Origin of the sequence: Herbiconiux aconitum (assembly GCF_024979235.1) — a bacterium.
GTDB classification, from domain to species: Bacteria; Actinomycetota; Actinomycetes; order Actinomycetales; family Microbacteriaceae; genus Herbiconiux; species Herbiconiux aconitum.
This window is the reverse complement of record NZ_JANLCM010000002.1, coordinates 1,464,731-1,480,146: the sequence shown is the minus strand read 5'-3', so window position 1 is coordinate 1,480,146 and position 15,416 is coordinate 1,464,731. Positions and strand designations below refer to the sequence as shown.

Below are 15,416 nucleotides of genomic sequence, written 5' to 3'. Positions count from 1 at the left end.
TGGCACAGCCACGGCGCGGTAGCGGCGCTGGAGTGGGCTGGCTGGCGGGCGGGCGGCTGACCGGGTGGGTCGGCGCCGTCCGTCAGCCGCGGCCGCGGAGTTTCGAGATGCCGCGGCCGACCTTGCGGGCGCCGCGCTGCACGACGCTGCGGCCGCCGGACTGGCGCACGCGTGGGGCGTTCCACGTGTCGTCCTGGCGCACCAGCACGGCCATCGCCTGGTCGAAGAGTTCGCCGGTGGGCACCCACGACTCGAGCGAGAACCCGGCCTCGCCCCAGACCTGTTCCACCCAGCTGCGCGGAGCGACGGCCCAAGCGTAGAAGCTGCGCGACCGTGGCCCGTCGTCGTCTGCCCCGCCACCGGCGAACACGAACTGACCGTGCCCTGCGGCCTTGGCGCTGGCCGTCGCATCCGGAACCACCTTGGCGAGGTTGGTGGCGAACTTGTCGGCCTCGCCTGCGGCCACGGCGGCCTGCGCGCCGGCGACGACGGCGAGGAACTGGGCTTCGAGCACGGTGATGTAGACGCGCGAACCCGGATGCGTGAGCCGGGCGAACTCGGTGGCCCACTGCCGATGCGCTTCTTCGGAGAGGTGGGAGAACACGCTGAACGCGGTGATGGCGTCGAAGGTGCCCTCACGGAACACCGTCGGCGGCCAGGGCGCGTTGGTGACCGCATTGAGCCCGGGCAGTGTGCTCTGCAACAGCACCGACATGCTCGAGTCGACGTCGCTCGACCAGACCTGGTCGGCACGCAGCCGGCGCAGTAGCATCCGGCTGATCCGGCCCCAGCCGGAGCCGAAGTCGAGCACCGCCTGAGTGGTGACGTCGCCCTCCGGCCACTGCTCGAAGGCGCGGTCGACGAAGCGCTCGGCCTCGGCGTAGGCGGCTTCGTAGTTGGCGCCGACGAACTTCTCTTGGATGTCTCGGGGTGGGTTCTGCGGCGCGCGACTCACCGGGTCGACGATCTCGGGAAGCTCCTCGAGTGTCGGAGCGCCGGAGAGACTCCGCACGAATTCACTGGCGGTCTCATCGCTCGGCATCGGTCCTCCAACAGTTCGGTGGCGCGCCCATCTTGGCACACATCGACGCACAGGGCGGGCGCGCGGCCGCGACGACCCGACATACTGGAGGCACTGGAATCGACCCCGAACGATTTCCCCGCCACGACCGCTCCCGCCAGGAAGGCCGCCCATGTTCTCGTTCGACTCCCTCGTCATCGCTGCGCTCGTCGCCGTGGCGGTGATCATCCTGCTGATCGTGCTGATCACGTTGCTCCGCGGCATCAAGGTGGCCAAGCCCGACGAGGCGATCATCGTCACCTCCCGCCAGAAGGCGGTCAAAGCCGGCCAGACCGCGCTGGAGGAGACCGAGAACGCGGGGCAGCGCGTGGTGTTCGGATCGCGCGTGTTCGTGAAGCCGATCGTCGAAGCACACTTCAAGCTGTCGCTCCGCAGTCGTCAGCTGAACGTGCAGGCCACGGCGCAGACGAAGGATGCCATCACCATCAAGGTCAACGCCGTCGCCGTGGTGAAGGTGGGTGGTTCGGAGTCGATGGTGCGTGCCGCCGCCCAGCGGTTCCTCAACCAGCAGGACCAGATCGAGACCTCCACCGAAGAGGTGCTCAGCGGCTCGGTGCGGTCCATCGTCGGCCAGCTGACGGTGACCGAGATCATCACGAACCGGCAGGCGCTGCAGGGTCAGGTGCTCGACGCGGTGCGGGAGTCGCTTGACGTGCAGGGGTTGCAGATCGACACGCTGCAGATCAAGGAGATCGACGACGACAACGGGTACATCCGCGACCTCGGTCGTGCGGAGGCCGCCCGTGTGAAGCAGGTCGCCGAGGTGGCCGAGTCGGTGGCCCGCCGCACCTCGGAGGAGGCCCGCATCGAGGCCGATCAGGCCGTGGCCGAGCAGCAGCGCAAGCTCGACCTGCGGAACGCCGAGATCCAGAAGGAGACCGATAAGGCCCGCGCCGAGGCATCCGCGTCACGTCCGTTGGCCGAGGCGATCTCGCAGCAGGAGGTCATCGCCCAGCAGGAGATCACCGCCGGCAAGCGCGTCGGCCTTCGCAAGCAGGAGCTCGACGCCGAGATCCGCGCGGTCGCCGACGCCGAGGCCTACTCCCTCGAGAAGAAGGCGCAGGCGGATGCCGCGGCCGCCGTCGCCGCCGCGAACGCCGAGCGCGACCGTCGTAAAGCGCAGGCCGAGGCCGTGGAGGCCGAGGGTATCGCCGAGCGCAACCGCCGTCGCTCGGCGGCGGAGGCGACCGAGGCCGAAGGTATCGCCGAGAAGAACCGGCGCATCGCCGCCGCGGAGGCGCTGCGGGCCGAAGGTGAGGCCGAGGCGAACTCGATCCGCGTGAAGGGTGCCGCCGAGGCGGAGGCCACCCGAGCGCAGGCGGATGCACTCGAGGAGCGTGCCGACGACCTGCTGCGGCAGCAGGTGATCGGGCAGCTGCCCGCCATCGTGCGTGCCGCATCCGAGCCGCTCGCGGCGATCTCGAACATGACCGTGATTTCCAGCGACGGCGCGGGCCAGGTCGGCGACAACGTGGCGAGTCAGCTCGCCACGTCGATGCAGCTCGTGAAAGACCTCGTGGGCATCGACATCGCCGAGATCGTGACGGGCCGCGTCACGGGTGCCGCGGCCGGCGCCGCGTTCGCGCAGGCCACCCCCGCTCCCGCCCCCGCCACCCCGTCCCGCTCCACCCTTCCCGCGCCCGCAACTCCCGCCGAGTAGACCCACTCGTCCCTAACGGGGCAGGCCGCCCGGTTTTGGCTCAGTTAGGGACGAGTCGGTGACGAATGGGGATGCGCCCGGTAGCGTGTGCTCATGGCGAGCGAAGTCGAGATGCTGACCGTGGCGGGGCCGCACGGGGAGCGGGAGGTGCGGCTGTCGAGCCCCTCGCGCGTGATCTGGCCGGAGGTCGGCATCACGAAGCGCGATCTCGCGCAGTACATCATCACGGTGGGCGAGGCATTCGTGGCGGCGAACGGCGACAGACCGCTGTCGCTCCAGCGCTTCTCGAGCGGCATCGACGGCGAGCAGTTCTTCTCGAAGAACCCGCCCAAGGGCGCGCCCGACTACATCCGCTCGGTCATGGTGGTCTACCCGAGCGCGCGCTCGCATCCGCAGCTCGTCATCGACGAACCGGCCGCCGCGGTGTGGGCGGTGCAGATGAACACGGTCGTGTTCCACCCGTGGCCCTCCCGCGCCGAGACCTCCGACTTCCCCGACCAGCTGCGCATCGATCTCGATCCGCAGCCCGGCACCGACTTCGACGACGCGATCCCGGCCGCGATCGCCCTGCGCGAGGTGCTCGAGGAGGCCGGTCTCACCGCCTTCATCAAGACCTCCGGCAACCGGGGCCTCCACGTGTTCGCGCCCATCGAGCCCACCCACGAGTTCCTCGACGTGCGGCACGCGGTCATCGCGATCGCCCGTGAGCTGGAACGACGGATGCCCGACAAGGTCACCACGAACTGGTGGAAGGAGGAGCGCGGCGAGCGCATCTTCGTCGACTTCAACCAGGCCAATCGCGACCGCACCATGGCCGGTGCCTACAGTCCGCGCGCACTCGCGCACGCCCCCGTCTCCTGCCCGATCACGTGGGACGAGCTGGAGAACGCCGACCCCCGCGCCTTCACCATCCTCACGATGCCCGAGCGGCTCGCGACGGTGGGCGACCCGTGGGCCGACTTCGGCGCGCATCCGGGAACCATCGAAAAAGCGCTCGGCTGGTGGACCCGCGACCTCGAATCGGGCCTCGGTGAACTGCCCTTCCCGCCCGACTACCCGAAGATGCCGGGCGAGCCGCCACGCGTGCAACCGAGCCGGGCGAAGAAGGAGCCCGCGGCGGAGTGACGCGCGGCCCCACCGCTGCCTCTCACACCAAGACGTCGCTCAGGTCGTAGGCGATCGGCCGCTCCAGTTGCTCGAAGGTGCACGACCGGGCATCGCGGTCGGGCCGCCAGCGCGCGAACTGCACGGTGTGGCGAAAGCGCATCCCCTCCATCTGGTCGTAGCGCACCTCCATCACCCGAGTGGGCTCGAGCCGCACGAACGACACGTCCTTGCCCGACGAGAAACGGCTGCGCTCGGTCTCGCCCGTGACCTGCGCTCCGGATGCGTCGTGCAGCACGAGCGGGGCCAGCTCGTCGACGAGTTCCCGGCGCCGGGCGTCGCTGAACGCCGAGGCGCCGCCCACGTTGCGGAGCTCCCCGTCGGAGTCGTAGAGGCCGAGCAGCAGTGATCCGACGCCCTGTCCGCTCTTGTGCACGCGGTAGCCGAGCACCACGACGTCGGCGGTGCGGTGGTGCTTCACCTTGAACATGAGGCGCTTGCCGGGCGCGTAGGCGGCGGCGAGCGGCTTCGCCACCACGCCGTCGAGGCCGGCTCCTTCGAACTCGACCAGCCAGCGGCGGGCGAGCTCGACATCCGTGGTCGCCTGCGTCACGTGGATCGGGTCGCCGAGGCCGGCCGCGAACCGCTCGAGGGTGGCCCGGCGCTCGGCGAACGGGGCGTCGAGCAGCGACTCATCGCCGAGCGCGAGCAGGTCGAAGGCCACGAACATCGCGGGAGTCTGCTCGGCGAGCATCGTGATGCGGCTCTCGGCCGGGTGGATTCGCTGAGTCAGCAGCTCCCAGTCGAGCTTCTCACCGCGGCCCGAGGAGCTGTTGCGCACCACGATCTCGCCGTCGAGAACGCAGGGCTCGGGCAGAAGTCGCGTGAAGGCCTCCACCAATTCGGGAAAGTAGCGGGTGAGCGGTTTGGCGCCGCGGCTGGCGATCTCGACGGTCGTGCCGTCGAAGGACACGATGCCACGGAAGCCGTCCCACTTCGGTTCGTAGCTCAATCCGCCGTCGACGCGGTCGGGCTCGGGAACGGTGTCGACCGCCTTCGCGAGCATGGGGGAGACGGCGGCGGCTGTGGCGAGGGCGGTGGAGGCCATGACTCGATCATGCTCTGATCGGGCCGGTCACGACAGCCCCGGCGCGGGAGTGGGGCGGTCGCAGAGTTCCCCGGCCAAGCTCCCTAGACAAACTGATTACGATACAAACAAGCAGTGTCGTGGAATCGGTCTACTCTTGGGCATATGGATGCGCCCGAGCGAGATTCTGCCACGCACTTCTGGTACACGGGTGACCCCGAGTCCCAGGCCGCGGTCGACGTGCTGCAGGCACTCCGACGGTACCGCACCGCCGAGACCCGGATGCGCGCACGCACCCGCCAGGAGATGCGGATGGGCGAGAACGACATCCTCGCCGTGCGGCACGTGATCCGCGGTCGGCAGACCGGTCATTTCATCAGCCCGAAAGATCTGGCCGAACTGCTCGGCATCTCCTCCGCCTCCACCACGACGTTGATCGACCGGCTCGAGAAGTCGGGGCACATCGAGCGGCGCCCGCACCCGACCGACCGACGCGCCCTCATCCTGATGCCCACGCCGAACGCCGATGACGACGTTCGGGCGGCCCTCGCGGAGGCGCACGATCGGATGCGTGAGGTGGCCGAGTCGCTCACCCCCGAGGAGCGGGTGGTCGTGGTGGCGTTCCTCGACCGCATGGCGGGAGCCGTGGGCGCCTGACCACGCAGCGCAGGGTGGGCGCCGTGAGCGTCTGACCACCCAGCGCGGGGTGGGCGCCGTGAGCGCGTGACCGACTGACCGCGCCGCTATTTCGCGATGGCGCGCACGAGCAAGACGACGCCCGTCACGAGCCCGGCGGCCGCTGCGACGGCGAGCGCCACGGTCTTCGGATGTTTGCGAGCCCCCTGCACGGGATCGCTCACGATCTCACCCACCGAGGTCTTCACCCGGGTCGGCACGTCGAGGCGCCGCTCGAGCTCGGTAAGCACGGCCGCGAGCTCGGCACGGTGGGCGACGATGTCGGCCTGCACCTCCTCGCGCGAGCGTTCGGGGACCTTCTCGGCAGCCTCCGCCGCCGGATCGGGGTCGTGCTCGGGCGGATCGGGCCGCACGGAGCGGGCCGCCACGGCCGCTTTGGCGACTTCGGCGACCGCCGCGGGGATGCTCAGCTCGTCGCTCGCCGCGGCGTCCTTCTTCGATTTCTTGCCGGCCATCATCCGTCTCCTCGTGCATCGTGGGTGGCGTCGGGCCCGGTCTTCTTCTTGAGGGTGCGCGCCCCGATCGCCGCGAGGATCGCCGCGACGAGCAGCAGCCCACCCACCACGATGAGCGCGGCGGCCCAGGCCGGCAGCACCAGTGAGAGCGCGATCACCGCGGCGGCCACGAACACGGCCAGTGCGAAGAACCCGACGAACGCCGCTCCTGCGATGAGCCCGGCGCCGATGCCGAGGCGGGCGATCCGGGCGGAGATCTCCTTCTTCAGGGCGGCCAGTTCGTCCTGAACGAGATCGACGATCAGGCGCGGGAGGTCGGAGATCAGCCGAGCAGTGGATCGTTCGTCGGCCGCGGCGGGTTCGGATTCGGGCTCGACGGGCGGCGCAGCGCCGTTCGTCGACGTGCGGCGGGAATCAGGCATCCCGACCCTTCGAGCGCGCCTTGCCGATCACGTCGCCCGCCTTCTCGCCGACGCGTTCGGCGGCGTTCTCGAGCAGATCGCCGGCACTGTGCACGGCTGATTGCACCTGGTCGGCCTGCCAGAGCTGCTGCGCCTTCTCGCGGATCTGCTCGTAGCGCTTGCGTCCGGCGCGGGCGCCGAGCACATAGCCGAGAGCGAATACGAGGATGAGGAGGATCTTGTTCATGAGGTCTCCGATCAGGAGGTCGTCGGACTGAGCGGGATGCGCCTCCCTCCATCGTGCGCCCCTTCGCCGAGTTCGCAACCCCCACACCGTGTCTCGTGACGGATCGGGAGGCATGCCCCTGCTGCTACCGTTGCCTCGTGGGCGTACGAATCGAGAAGGTCGACCTGCCGGGCATCGGTGTCCGGCACGACCTGCTGACCGAGAACGGGCGTCGCGTGAGCGTCGTGTCGCATCGCGACGGCGACCGGGATCTCGCCCTCTTCGACGTCGACGATCCTGACTCCTCGAGCGACTCCGTGCCTCTCACCGACGATGAGGCGGCGGCGCTCGCCGACCTGCTCGGCAGCTCGGTGACGATGAGCCGACTCACGAGCCTCGCGGGAGACGCGGCGGGCCTGTTCACCGAGCAGCTGCAGCTGCCCACCGACTCGCCCTACCTCAACCGCCCGCTCGGCGACACGAAGGCGCGCACCCGCACACGGGTCTCGATCGTGGCGATCGTGCGCGACGCCGGGGTCATCCCGTCGCCGACGCCGGCCGACGTGCTGCGGCCGGGCGACGTCATCATCGCGGTCGGAACCCGGCACGGGCTCGACGCCCTCAGCCACATCATCGCCAACGGCCCAGGCTAGAGGCCCGCCCATGCATGAGACGACGCTCATCCTGATCGAGGTCGGCGCGCTCCTGCTGGGAATGAGTCTGCTGGGTCGCCTCGCCATCCGCATCGGCATCTCGCCGATCCCGTTCTACCTCGTGGTGGGCCTGCTCTTCGGCGAGGGCGGCATCCTGCCCTTGGATGCGAGTGAAGATTTCTTCCAGGTCGGCTCCGAGATCGGCGTCATCCTGCTGCTCGCGCTGCTGGGCCTGGAATACACGGCGCAGGAGCTGCTGACGAACCTCCGGCAGGCGCGCACGGCGGGGTTGATCGACGGCTTGTTCAACGCGCTCCCGGGAGCTCTCCTCGCTCTGATCCTCGGTTGGGGGCCGGTGGCGGCGGTGGCGCTCGCCGGTGTGACCTGGGTCTCGTCGTCGGGCGTGGTGGCGAAACTGCTGCGCGACCTCGGGCGGCTGAGCAACCGGGAGACACCGGTGGTGCTCGCGATCCTGGTGATCGAAGATCTGGCGATGGCGTTCTACCTGCCGATCCTCGCTGCGCTCGTGGTCGGAGTGAGTCTCTTGCAGGGGGCGATCACCGTGGCCGTGGCCGTGGGGGTTGTGGCGATCATCCTCTACATCGCGCTGCGGCACGGCTCGGTGATCTCGCGCATCTTCACTCCCGAGCATCCGGAGCCGCTCCTGCTCGGGGTTCTCGGCCTCACCATGCTCGTCGCGGGTCTCGCGGCCGAGGTGAACGTGTCGTCGGCGGTCGGCGCGTTCCTCGTCGGCATCGCCGTGTCGGGTCGGGTGGCGCAGCGGGCGAGCCAGGTGCTGACGCCGCTGCGCGATCTGTTCGCGGCGGTGTTCTTCGTGTTCTTCGGACTGACCACGGATGCGAGCGAGCTCGTCTCGATGCTCGTCCCCGCCGCCCTGCTGGCCGTCGCGACCATGGCGACGAAGGTGGCGTCGGGGTACATCGCCGCGCGCCGAGCCGGCATCGGGGTGCCCGGGCGCTGGCGCACCGGTCTGGCACTCACGCCCCGCGGTGAGTTCTCGATCGTGATCGCCGGGCTGGCGCTGAGCGCGGGGGTGGAGCCCCGACTGGCACCGCTCGCGACCGCGTACGTTCTGATCACGGTGGTGGTCGGGCCGTTCCTGGCGCGTATTCCCGACACGGCCTGGTTCAAGGAGGCTGTGCGGCGCCGACGCGGGCCAGCCGTCGTGGGTTAGGTCGGTCGGTTCTCGCCGGGGTCGGCCGGGTCAGGGGAGGTCAACCACCGGGGTCATGGCCGCGAGGTCGGCCTCGATGCCGATCTCGACGAGGTCGATGGTTCCGGCCAGGCGGGCCCCGACGCCGAGCAGGAGTCCGGCCTTCACGCCGCCGAAGGTCACCGTCACGTCGGCCGGCAGCACGGCCTCGTCGGCGACCGCGCCCGTGTCGGGGTCGATCCCGCTCGGGATGTCGACGGCCACGACGATCGGTGCGACATCCATTCGGCCCGCGTCGCTCGCATTGGTGCTGGTGCTGGTGCCGGTGCCGGTGCCGTTTCCGGTGTCGCGGAGACCGGCCCGGATCGCCAGCACCGCGTCGCGGGCCGTTCCCCGCAGGGCGGGGGAGCCCGTCGAGGTGCCGGTGCCGATGATCCCGTCGACGATCACGTCGTAGCGGGCGACGGCCCCTGCGAGCGCGTCGATCGTGGCCGCATCGGCGTCGAGCACCCGCACCCCCGCCGCGGTGGCCTCGGCGAGGCCAGCTTCGTGCATCCGCGATCCGACGCCGAGCGCGTCGACCACGACGGTCGCCCGCGGCAAGTCGGCCCCGGCGAAGACGCCCGACCGCGCCACCTGGGCTCCGGCGAACAGGGTGTCGCCGCCGTTGTCGCCCGATCCGACGAGCAGCAGCACCCGTGGTGGGGAGGTGTGGCCTGCCTGAGCCGAACGCTGATCGAGCAGCACCAGGATGCGCTCGGCGAGGGCACGGGCGGCCCGCTGCATGAGCGGCTCGCCGGCCGCCAGGTGCGGCCTCTCGGCGTCGCGCACCTGCTGGGCGGTGTATCCGCGGATCATCCCCTCATCTTGGGTCGCTCCCCGCATCGACGCAACCGCTGGAGCCGAACCGGTCGTGGTGCCCGCTGGGCCCAACGAGTACGATTCGGTGCATGTCCGACGACGAGGTTCGGCAGACTCAGTTCGCAGAGCGGATGCTCGGCGGACTCACCGCGAGCGCCGAGATCCTCACCATCGACCTCGGCCGTCGCCTCGGCCTCTACCAGGCGCTCGCCGGGGGAACGCCCACGAACGCCGAGCACCTCGGCATCCGCGCCGGCATCGCCGAGCGCTACGCCCGGGAGTGGCTCGAGCAGCAGGCGGCAGCCGGCATCCTCGACGTGGTGCCCCCGGATGCACCGCTCGTGCTCGCCGAGCACGCCCGCCGTCGCCGCGCCCACCGTGAACATCGTGCCCACGTCGAGGATGACGGCGGCCGCGACCAGACCCAGGACGACAAGCACTCGCGCCGACGTCGCGACCATCCCCACCGCGGACATTCCACCGCCGTTGCCGGTGACGTTCCCGCCCATGAGCGTCACCGGCGCCGACACCGCGACACCGGTGGCCGGGCCCGTGGTGGCGACGAATCCACTGTTGACTCCGCGGCCATCAGCCTCTCCGACTCCGCCGCCGTCAGCCTCTCCGACACCGCCGCCGTCAGCATCACCGACACCGCGGCCGCCGAGCGCGAGTACGCGCTGCCCGCCGCTCTCGAGCCCCTGCTGCTCGACCCCGAGCATCCGCTCTACCTCCTCGGGGTGCCACCCATCGTCTACAGTCTCGCCGCCGCCCTGCCGCAGGTCGAGCGCGCCTACCGCACCGGCGACGGCGTGCCCTACTCCGCCTTCGGCGCCGAACTCCGCTTCGGCATCGCCGCGCTCAACCGTCCCGGATTCACCCATGAGCTGCGGAGGTGGGTCGACGCCCTGCCCGACCTTGCCGCCCGGCTGGACGCCGGAGGCACCGCGCTCGACGCGGGGTGCGGGTTCGGCTGGTCGACCCTCGCTCTCGCCCGGGCCTTCCCGAACGCGACGGTGATCGGCGTCGACCTCGACCAGGCCTCGGTGGCCGAGGCGCGCGCCAACGCCGCCGCGGCGGGTCTCGACCCCCGCCGGGTGCGGTTCGAGACCGTCGACGCGGCGGCATCCGTCGAGGGGACGGTCGACCTCGTGACCGTGTTCGAAGCGCTGCACGACATGGGGGAGCCGGTGCGTGCTCTGGCGTCGTTCCGCCGTGCCCTCGCCCCCGGCGGAGCCGTACTCGTGGCCGACGAGAAGGTCGGAGACGTGTTCACCGCGCCGTCGAGCGACGAGGAGCGGATGCAGTACGCGTTCAGTGTGTTGCACTGCCTGCCCGCCACGATGGCGGAGTCGGCGAGCGTCGCGAACGGCACCGTTCTACGGGTGCCGACCGTTCGGCGCTGGGCTGCCGAAGCGGGGTTCGGCGGGTTCGAGACCCTGCCCGTCGCCCACGACTTCTGGCGGTTCTACCGGCTGAGCTGATCCGTCGCATGGAGAAACCTCTCAGGAACGCCCCACATACTTGTTGCTTCAATCGTTCGCCCCGGGAAACCTGAACACCTGACCCGCCCGGAATCGTCGCGAACGTCGGCTGGCGAGGCCGTGACGGCTTCGCAGTCACCCGACACCGACCGTCACCGCCAACTGCCGCGCGGACCCCCGACAATTCGTCGCGCTGTTCGTCGCCCCCGCTCGTGAAGCGAGTTTCTGCGGCAGGAGTGCTCCCGAGCGCCTCCGTGCGCATGCACCCACTGGCTCAACCATTGGAAAACATGTTCAACGCTCCACACCAGTCCACGCCCGAAACGCTCACCCCCGAAACAACCCGGCGCTCGCTGCGCCCCCGTCGAGGCTCGGCCTTCGCCCCGTTCGCCGGAATCGCCGCGGCCGCCGTGCTCGTGACCCTGGCCTCCTTCGCCAATCCGGCCGTCGCCAACGCCCAGAACGCCGCCGGCGCGACCGGCGCGGCCAGCGCGACCACCGCCCCGAAGGTCGACGAGCATGCAGAACTGCTGCAGCGCACCACCGAGCGGGCCGACACCCGCGCCGAGAAGACCATCGATCAGGCGAACGCCGTCGTGGCCACGGCGAAGGGCAAGGTCGACACCGCCCCGCTCATCTCCTCGGTCGCGTCGCTCGCGAACTACCAGTACCTCGACACCACCACGGTGCAGACCCTCACGAACACCGCCGTCGCCGTGACCACGCAGACCCAGGCGCAGGCCGCCGCCGCCGACAAGGCCGCAGCGGATGCCGCAGCCGCCGCCGCAGCACAGGCAGCTGCCGAGGCCGCACAGGCCGCCGCTGCCGCGCAGGCCGCCGCCGAGGCACAGGCCCTGGCGAACACGCCCGACGGTGCGCGAACCGTCGCCGCACAGATGGCTTCCTCGCAATACGGCTGGGGTTCCGACCAGTTCCAGTGCCTCGACTCGCTCTGGACCAAGGAATCCGGCTGGAACTACCAGGCCGAGAACGCCGGAAGCGGCGCCTTCGGCATCCCGCAGTCGCTCCCGGGCAGCAAGATGTCGTCGATCGCCGGCGACTGGTCGACCAACGCCGTCACCCAGATCACCTGGGGACTCGACTACATCGCTCGCGGCTACGGCACGCCCTGCGCCGCGTGGGGTCACTCGCAGTCGGTGAACTGGTACTGATCCATTGATCACCCCTGGGCTCGTCCCGAATCGTCTCAACCCTCGTGGTTCGGCACGATTCGGGACGAGCCTTCGTGCTGTCGGCAGCGCCCCCGCTAGCATGTGGGGGTGACGACACCCTCGCCCGCCACGCCCCCGTCGGGGTTGAGGGCGCGCGCGAGCGCCGCCTCGGCGAAGGTGCCCACGAAATGGCTCGTGTCCGGGCTCGTCGGAACCTTCCTCATCGTGTCCGCCGCGTTCGGCGGCCTGAATGACGCGGCGCCCACGCCCCTGCCCGTCTTGGCGGCGGGCGATGCGTTCACCGGCGCCCAGCTGCGCATCGCAGTCGACCGTGCCGTGCTGATCGACGCGTTCCCCGAGCAGAACATCGTGCCCGACGAGGGCAAGCGGCTGCTCGTGGTGGTCGCGACGGTGGAGGATGTCTGGACCAAACCGGTCTCCACCCTCGCCTCCATCGGTGCCGCCGACAACCTGCGCCCGGTGGGAGTCACCGGCATCGCCGCCGATTCCGCTCCGCGCACGGTGGCCGTGCTGAGCGACGGATCGCAGTACCCCGAGCTGCAACCCGGCGTGCCGATCCAGCTCGCGTTCATCTGGGACGTCGACAGGGATGCGCTCGCCGACGGCGACCCCGTGCGCGTCGACGTCTACGACAAGAGCTACCAGGCCGAGGGCTTCGTGACCTTCGGCGAACGCTTCGACAACCCGGTCGTGGCCGCCTACGCCGAGCTGCCGATCGACGACGTCGGCGCCGGAGCGGAGCCGGAGCCGGACTCTGACGCGGATGCGCCGGATTCGCCGGGTGCGCCCGATGCGCCGGACGCGGCAGACGCCGCGGAGACGGCGGCGGCCGGATGAGCGCCCCCATCGTGGCCGACGGAACCCCCGAGCCGTCCGCCCCCGCGCGCCGCACCCCCTGGTGGCGCCACGCCCTCAACGCTCTCGCCCTCGTGGCGGTGCTCGTGGTCGCCGGCGTCGTGTCGCACACCGCGCCCACCGAGGCCTTCTGGCAGTCGCCGGTTCCGGTCACCGGCGCCCTCGGCGAGCCGGTGACCGGCCGCAACATCCAGGCCACCGTCACCCGGGTGCGAGCGGCCGAATCCGTTACGGCGAGCACCGGATGGACCGGGGAGACCACCGGCGTCTGGGTGGTCGTCGACGCATCCGTTGCCACCGTCGTCACCGACTACGGCACCTTGCTCGGCACCGCGCAGCTGCAGATCGGCGACCGCGTCTACAGCGCGTCGGAGCGCCCCGACTACGGCACCATCGCGCAGAAGTCGCTCTACACCGGCATCCCGAGCACCGGACCGCTGATGTTCGAGGTGCCCCGCGACATCCTCTCCGACGCGGCGGCCCGGGATGCGCAGATCCAGCTGGCGGTCGACTCCGACCCCCGCGTCGACTCGCTGGTCGTGGTTCCCGTCGACCTCACGGCCCTACCGGTCGAGCCCTCGATCGAGACCGACGAGCCCTCCTGGGGTGCGCCGTGACCCGGGTCGCCGGCCTCCGGCGCGGCTGGTGGCGTCGCAATGCGATCGGACTCGTGGCCGTCGCCGTGCTCGTGCCGACCACCATCGCCGTGACCTTCCAGGCCGAGTGGGGTCGCTACTATGCCGAACGCCCGAGCCAGCCGATCACCGTCGCCACCGGCGACAGCATCGACTTCGCGGGCGCCGGCTGGCGGGTGCTCGATTCGCGGCGCATCCCCGCCACGAGCGAAGAGGGCGCCGCGTCCCGCCTGCCCGCCGGCACCGATCTCGTGGTCGTCACCGTCGCGGTCTCGCCCCGCGAACTCGACGCCGACGGCAAGTCGCCCTACTGCGATCTGCAGCTCGACGAGATGCGCGGCTCCGAGGTGGTGCGGAGCTGGAAAGACGCCACCTTCGCCGACATCGACTACGACCGCGATCCGGATGTCGGTTCGGGTTGTTCGAGCGACGAGACCGGCGACTACACCTTCGAGACCCTGTTCGTGGTGCCGAGCGGCGCCACCGACGAGCTGGCGGTGCAGCTGGAGAGCGTCGACGAACTGCCCCGCTACCTGCGCTTCGCGCTCTAGGCGGGAGCGGGCGCTGCGCCCGCCGCTGCCGCGCCTGGTGCCGCCGCCGCGCCCGCGGCATCCGCTGCCTCCCGGCGTTCCTCGAGTTTCCGCAGGCAGAAGTCGTATGCGGCAGCGATCAGGCACAAGCGCACGGGCTCCAGGATGACGCCCACCACGAACACCAGGATGTCGTCGAAGTTCATCCACCACGAGTTCAGGTCGTGCGGTCCGATCAGTCGCACCCCCGCGAACAGCAGCCATCCTGATGCCGCCTCGATCACCGTGTAGCCGAGCACGAACAGCGCCATCGGCACCACGCCGGCCCGCCAGATCAGGAGGAACGCGTTGGCGAGCGGCCGCCACCGACCCGTGACGTCGTCGCCGACATCCTTCAGCCGTCGCCGCACCCCGTTGGGCAGGGCGGCGACCCGGTCGCGCACGCCGGTGTAATAGCGGTGGCCCGGGCGGTAGGCGATGGTCGGCTTCGCGAGCGCTCGTCCGTAGACGATGCCGGCCAGGGTGAGCCAGGCGAGCGGGAGCAGCACGAGCGCCCCGGTCTCGTTGATCGCCCACTCGATGCCGTTCCAGATCCAGCCGAACGGCGCGAACAGCGAGAACACGTCCGCCTTGACGGTCTCGTACCACTGGATCGCAGCGCGGCTCCCGATCCACTCCTGGATGCCGGTGGTGTAGGTGCTGATGAGGAACAGGGTGAGGAACACCCAGACCGACTCGAGGTAGACGGCCACGAGGTTCGTCCACCGGGGGAGCTTGGCGCTGTAGCGCTTGATGAGGAAACGGCCGGCGAAGGCGATGATGATCACCGCGATGCTCCAGCCGTCGAGCTGCAGGTCGAGCACGTTGCCCGTGGGGGCCGGACCCTCGGCGAAGAAGTTCACGTTCGCAAGGGCGGCCGACGCGTACTGCTGCGTGTCGTCTTTCAGCAGCTGCCAGGCGGCGTAGAACGCGAAGAACGGGAGGATGCTCACCAAGAAGATGTCGACCACCCGCTGCCGGGCCTCGGTGCGGGGTGTGCGGTCGATCGCGTCGGCATCCTTGTCGCTGACGCTCTGGAACGCGGGCATCGATCCGCGCAGCACCAGGAACATGGCGATGTAGCTGCCGAGCCGCGCCAGGATGGCGAGCGGCAGGATGAGGAAGCCGAGCAGAGCACTCGTGGCACCGAAATAGGCGGCGAGTTCGATGAAGAGGTAGCGCGCGAGCCAGCCCGCGAGATACCAGGCCAGGAGCACAGGCCAGCGCGCCGCGACGAGGCGGAGTGTGCGGGTCACGATCGAGAGCACGGGTTCAGGCTACCGTG

The 15,416-nt window shown here is 70.3% G+C and carries 17 protein-coding genes; 10 read left to right on the top strand and 7 right to left on the bottom strand.

Annotation, left to right across the window (positions count from 1 at the left end):
• Positions 1 to 82 precede the first annotated feature (82 nt).
• Positions 83 to 1,042, bottom strand: a complete 960-nt coding sequence (locus tag N1027_RS18480; protein ID WP_259509971.1) for a class I SAM-dependent methyltransferase — start codon at positions 1,040 to 1,042, stop codon at positions 83 to 85.
• Positions 1,043 to 1,193: 151 nt separating this feature from the next.
• Here N1027_RS18480 and N1027_RS18475 point away from each other — a divergent pair, with 151 nt between their 5' ends.
• Together N1027_RS18475 and ligD are read left to right on the top strand one after the other, a co-directional pair.
• Positions 1,194 to 2,741 carry an SPFH domain-containing protein gene (locus N1027_RS18475; RefSeq protein ID WP_259509970.1) on the top strand — a complete coding sequence of 516 codons (1,548 nt, stop codon included), beginning with the start codon at positions 1,194 to 1,196 and terminating at the stop codon, positions 2,739 to 2,741.
• A 93-nt stretch (positions 2,742 to 2,834) separates the two neighbouring features.
• Entirely contained in the window at positions 2,835 to 3,866 is a 1,032-nt protein-coding gene (ligD, locus tag N1027_RS18470) for a non-homologous end-joining DNA ligase (protein ID WP_259509962.1), read from the top strand.
• Positions 3,867 to 3,888: 22 nt separating this feature from the next.
• On the opposite strand, the gene N1027_RS18465 is transcribed toward ligD, so the two are convergent.
• Positions 3,889 to 4,953, bottom strand: coding sequence for an ATP-dependent DNA ligase (locus N1027_RS18465; protein ID WP_259509960.1), 1,065 nt, complete (start codon positions 4,951 to 4,953; stop codon positions 3,889 to 3,891).
• 144 nt (positions 4,954 to 5,097) lie between these two features.
• Between N1027_RS18465 and N1027_RS18460 the strand changes: the two genes are divergently transcribed.
• Positions 5,098 to 5,589 carry a MarR family winged helix-turn-helix transcriptional regulator gene (locus N1027_RS18460; protein ID WP_259509958.1) on the top strand — a complete coding sequence of 164 codons (492 nt, stop codon included), beginning with the start codon at positions 5,098 to 5,100 and terminating at the stop codon, positions 5,587 to 5,589.
• Between the two features lie 86 nt (positions 5,590 to 5,675).
• On the opposite strand, the gene N1027_RS18455 is transcribed toward N1027_RS18460, so the two are convergent.
• Genes N1027_RS18455 through N1027_RS18445 form a run of 3 tightly spaced genes read right to left on the bottom strand, consistent with a single transcriptional unit; the run spans position 5,676 to position 6,731 of the window.
• A complete protein-coding gene (locus N1027_RS18455; RefSeq protein ID WP_259509956.1) occupies positions 5,676 to 6,083 on the bottom strand; it encodes a DUF3618 domain-containing protein in 408 nt (135 codons plus the stop codon).
• Positions 6,083 to 6,505 carry a phage holin family protein gene (locus N1027_RS18450; protein WP_259509955.1) on the bottom strand — a complete coding sequence of 141 codons (423 nt, stop codon included), beginning with the start codon at positions 6,503 to 6,505 and terminating at the stop codon, positions 6,083 to 6,085. The genes N1027_RS18455 and N1027_RS18450 overlap by 1 nt, the downstream gene beginning before the upstream one ends.
• Positions 6,498 to 6,731 (bottom strand): hypothetical protein, encoded by a 234-nt coding sequence (locus N1027_RS18445; RefSeq protein WP_259509953.1) that lies wholly within the window; start codon positions 6,729 to 6,731, stop codon positions 6,498 to 6,500. Before N1027_RS18445 ends, N1027_RS18450 begins: the two co-directional genes overlap by 8 nt.
• Positions 6,732 to 6,868: 137 nt before the next feature.
• Between N1027_RS18445 and N1027_RS18440 the strand changes: the two genes are divergently transcribed.
• Together N1027_RS18440 and N1027_RS18435 are read left to right on the top strand one after the other, a co-directional pair.
• The gene (locus N1027_RS18440; protein ID WP_259509951.1) at positions 6,869 to 7,363 is read left to right on the top strand and encodes a cation:proton antiporter regulatory subunit; all 495 of its coding nucleotides are present in this window, start codon (positions 6,869 to 6,871) and stop codon (positions 7,361 to 7,363) included.
• Between the two features lie 10 nt (positions 7,364 to 7,373).
• Positions 7,374 to 8,558: a cation:proton antiporter gene (locus N1027_RS18435; protein WP_259509949.1), complete on the top strand. Its 1,185-nt coding sequence runs from the start codon at positions 7,374 to 7,376 to the stop codon at positions 8,556 to 8,558.
• 30 nt (positions 8,559 to 8,588) lie between these two features.
• Here the strand turns inward: N1027_RS18435 and N1027_RS18430 are convergent, their stop codons facing one another.
• On the bottom strand, positions 8,589 to 9,395 hold the full coding sequence (locus N1027_RS18430) for an NAD(P)H-hydrate epimerase (protein WP_259509948.1): 807 nt from the start codon (positions 9,393 to 9,395) through the stop codon (positions 8,589 to 8,591).
• Positions 9,396 to 9,487: 92 nt separating this feature from the next.
• On the opposite strand from N1027_RS18430, the gene N1027_RS18425 reads away from it, so the two are divergent.
• From N1027_RS18425 to N1027_RS18405, 5 genes are all read left to right on the top strand, one after another.
• Entirely contained in the window at positions 9,488 to 10,879 is a 1,392-nt protein-coding gene (locus tag N1027_RS18425) for a class I SAM-dependent methyltransferase (RefSeq protein WP_259509947.1), read from the top strand.
• A gap of 290 nt (positions 10,880 to 11,169) precedes the next feature.
• Entirely contained in the window at positions 11,170 to 12,051 is an 882-nt protein-coding gene (locus tag N1027_RS18420) for an aggregation-promoting factor C-terminal-like domain-containing protein (protein ID WP_259509944.1), read from the top strand.
• Between the two features lie 108 nt (positions 12,052 to 12,159).
• Positions 12,160 to 12,909, top strand: coding sequence for a hypothetical protein (locus tag N1027_RS18415; protein ID WP_259509942.1), 750 nt, complete (start codon positions 12,160 to 12,162; stop codon positions 12,907 to 12,909).
• A complete protein-coding gene (locus tag N1027_RS18410) occupies positions 12,906 to 13,544 on the top strand; it encodes a hypothetical protein (RefSeq protein ID WP_259509941.1) in 639 nt (212 codons plus the stop codon). The genes N1027_RS18415 and N1027_RS18410 overlap by 4 nt, the downstream gene beginning before the upstream one ends.
• Positions 13,541 to 14,113 carry a hypothetical protein gene (locus N1027_RS18405; RefSeq protein WP_259509939.1) on the top strand — a complete coding sequence of 191 codons (573 nt, stop codon included), beginning with the start codon at positions 13,541 to 13,543 and terminating at the stop codon, positions 14,111 to 14,113. The genes N1027_RS18410 and N1027_RS18405 overlap by 4 nt, the downstream gene beginning before the upstream one ends.
• Here N1027_RS18405 and N1027_RS18400 read toward each other — a convergent pair.
• Positions 14,110 to 15,399: a hypothetical protein gene (locus N1027_RS18400; RefSeq protein WP_259509937.1), complete on the bottom strand. Its 1,290-nt coding sequence runs from the start codon at positions 15,397 to 15,399 to the stop codon at positions 14,110 to 14,112. The two genes, N1027_RS18405 and N1027_RS18400, sit on opposite strands and share 4 nt — an antisense overlap.
• Positions 15,400 to 15,416 lie beyond the last annotated feature (17 nt).

What these genes read in the sequence shown, in the direction of transcription:
- N1027_RS18480 (WP_259509971.1), bottom strand. Translation starts at nt 1,042, where the DNA reads ATGCCGAGCGATGAGACCGCCAGTGAATTCGTGCGGAGTCTCTCCGGC.
- N1027_RS18475 (WP_259509970.1), top strand. Translation starts at nt 1,194, where the DNA reads ATGTTCTCGTTCGACTCCCTCGTCATCGCTGCGCTCGTCGCCGTGGCG.
- ligD (WP_259509962.1), top strand. Translation starts at nt 2,835, where the DNA reads ATGGCGAGCGAAGTCGAGATGCTGACCGTGGCGGGGCCGCACGGGGAG.
- N1027_RS18465 (WP_259509960.1), bottom strand. Translation starts at nt 4,953, where the DNA reads ATGGCCTCCACCGCCCTCGCCACAGCCGCCGCCGTCTCCCCCATGCTC.
- N1027_RS18460 (WP_259509958.1), top strand. Translation starts at nt 5,098, where the DNA reads ATGGATGCGCCCGAGCGAGATTCTGCCACGCACTTCTGGTACACGGGT.
- N1027_RS18455 (WP_259509956.1), bottom strand. Translation starts at nt 6,083, where the DNA reads ATGGCCGGCAAGAAATCGAAGAAGGACGCCGCGGCGAGCGACGAGCTG.
- N1027_RS18450 (WP_259509955.1), bottom strand. Translation starts at nt 6,505, where the DNA reads ATGCCTGATTCCCGCCGCACGTCGACGAACGGCGCTGCGCCGCCCGTC.
- N1027_RS18445 (WP_259509953.1), bottom strand. Translation starts at nt 6,731, where the DNA reads ATGAACAAGATCCTCCTCATCCTCGTATTCGCTCTCGGCTATGTGCTC.
- N1027_RS18435 (WP_259509949.1), top strand. Translation starts at nt 7,374, where the DNA reads ATGCATGAGACGACGCTCATCCTGATCGAGGTCGGCGCGCTCCTGCTG.
- N1027_RS18430 (WP_259509948.1), bottom strand. Translation starts at nt 9,395, where the DNA reads ATGATCCGCGGATACACCGCCCAGCAGGTGCGCGACGCCGAGAGGCCG.
- N1027_RS18425 (WP_259509947.1), top strand. Translation starts at nt 9,488, where the DNA reads ATGTCCGACGACGAGGTTCGGCAGACTCAGTTCGCAGAGCGGATGCTC.
- N1027_RS18420 (WP_259509944.1), top strand. Translation starts at nt 11,170, where the DNA reads ATGTTCAACGCTCCACACCAGTCCACGCCCGAAACGCTCACCCCCGAA.
- N1027_RS18410 (WP_259509941.1), top strand. Translation starts at nt 12,906, where the DNA reads ATGAGCGCCCCCATCGTGGCCGACGGAACCCCCGAGCCGTCCGCCCCC.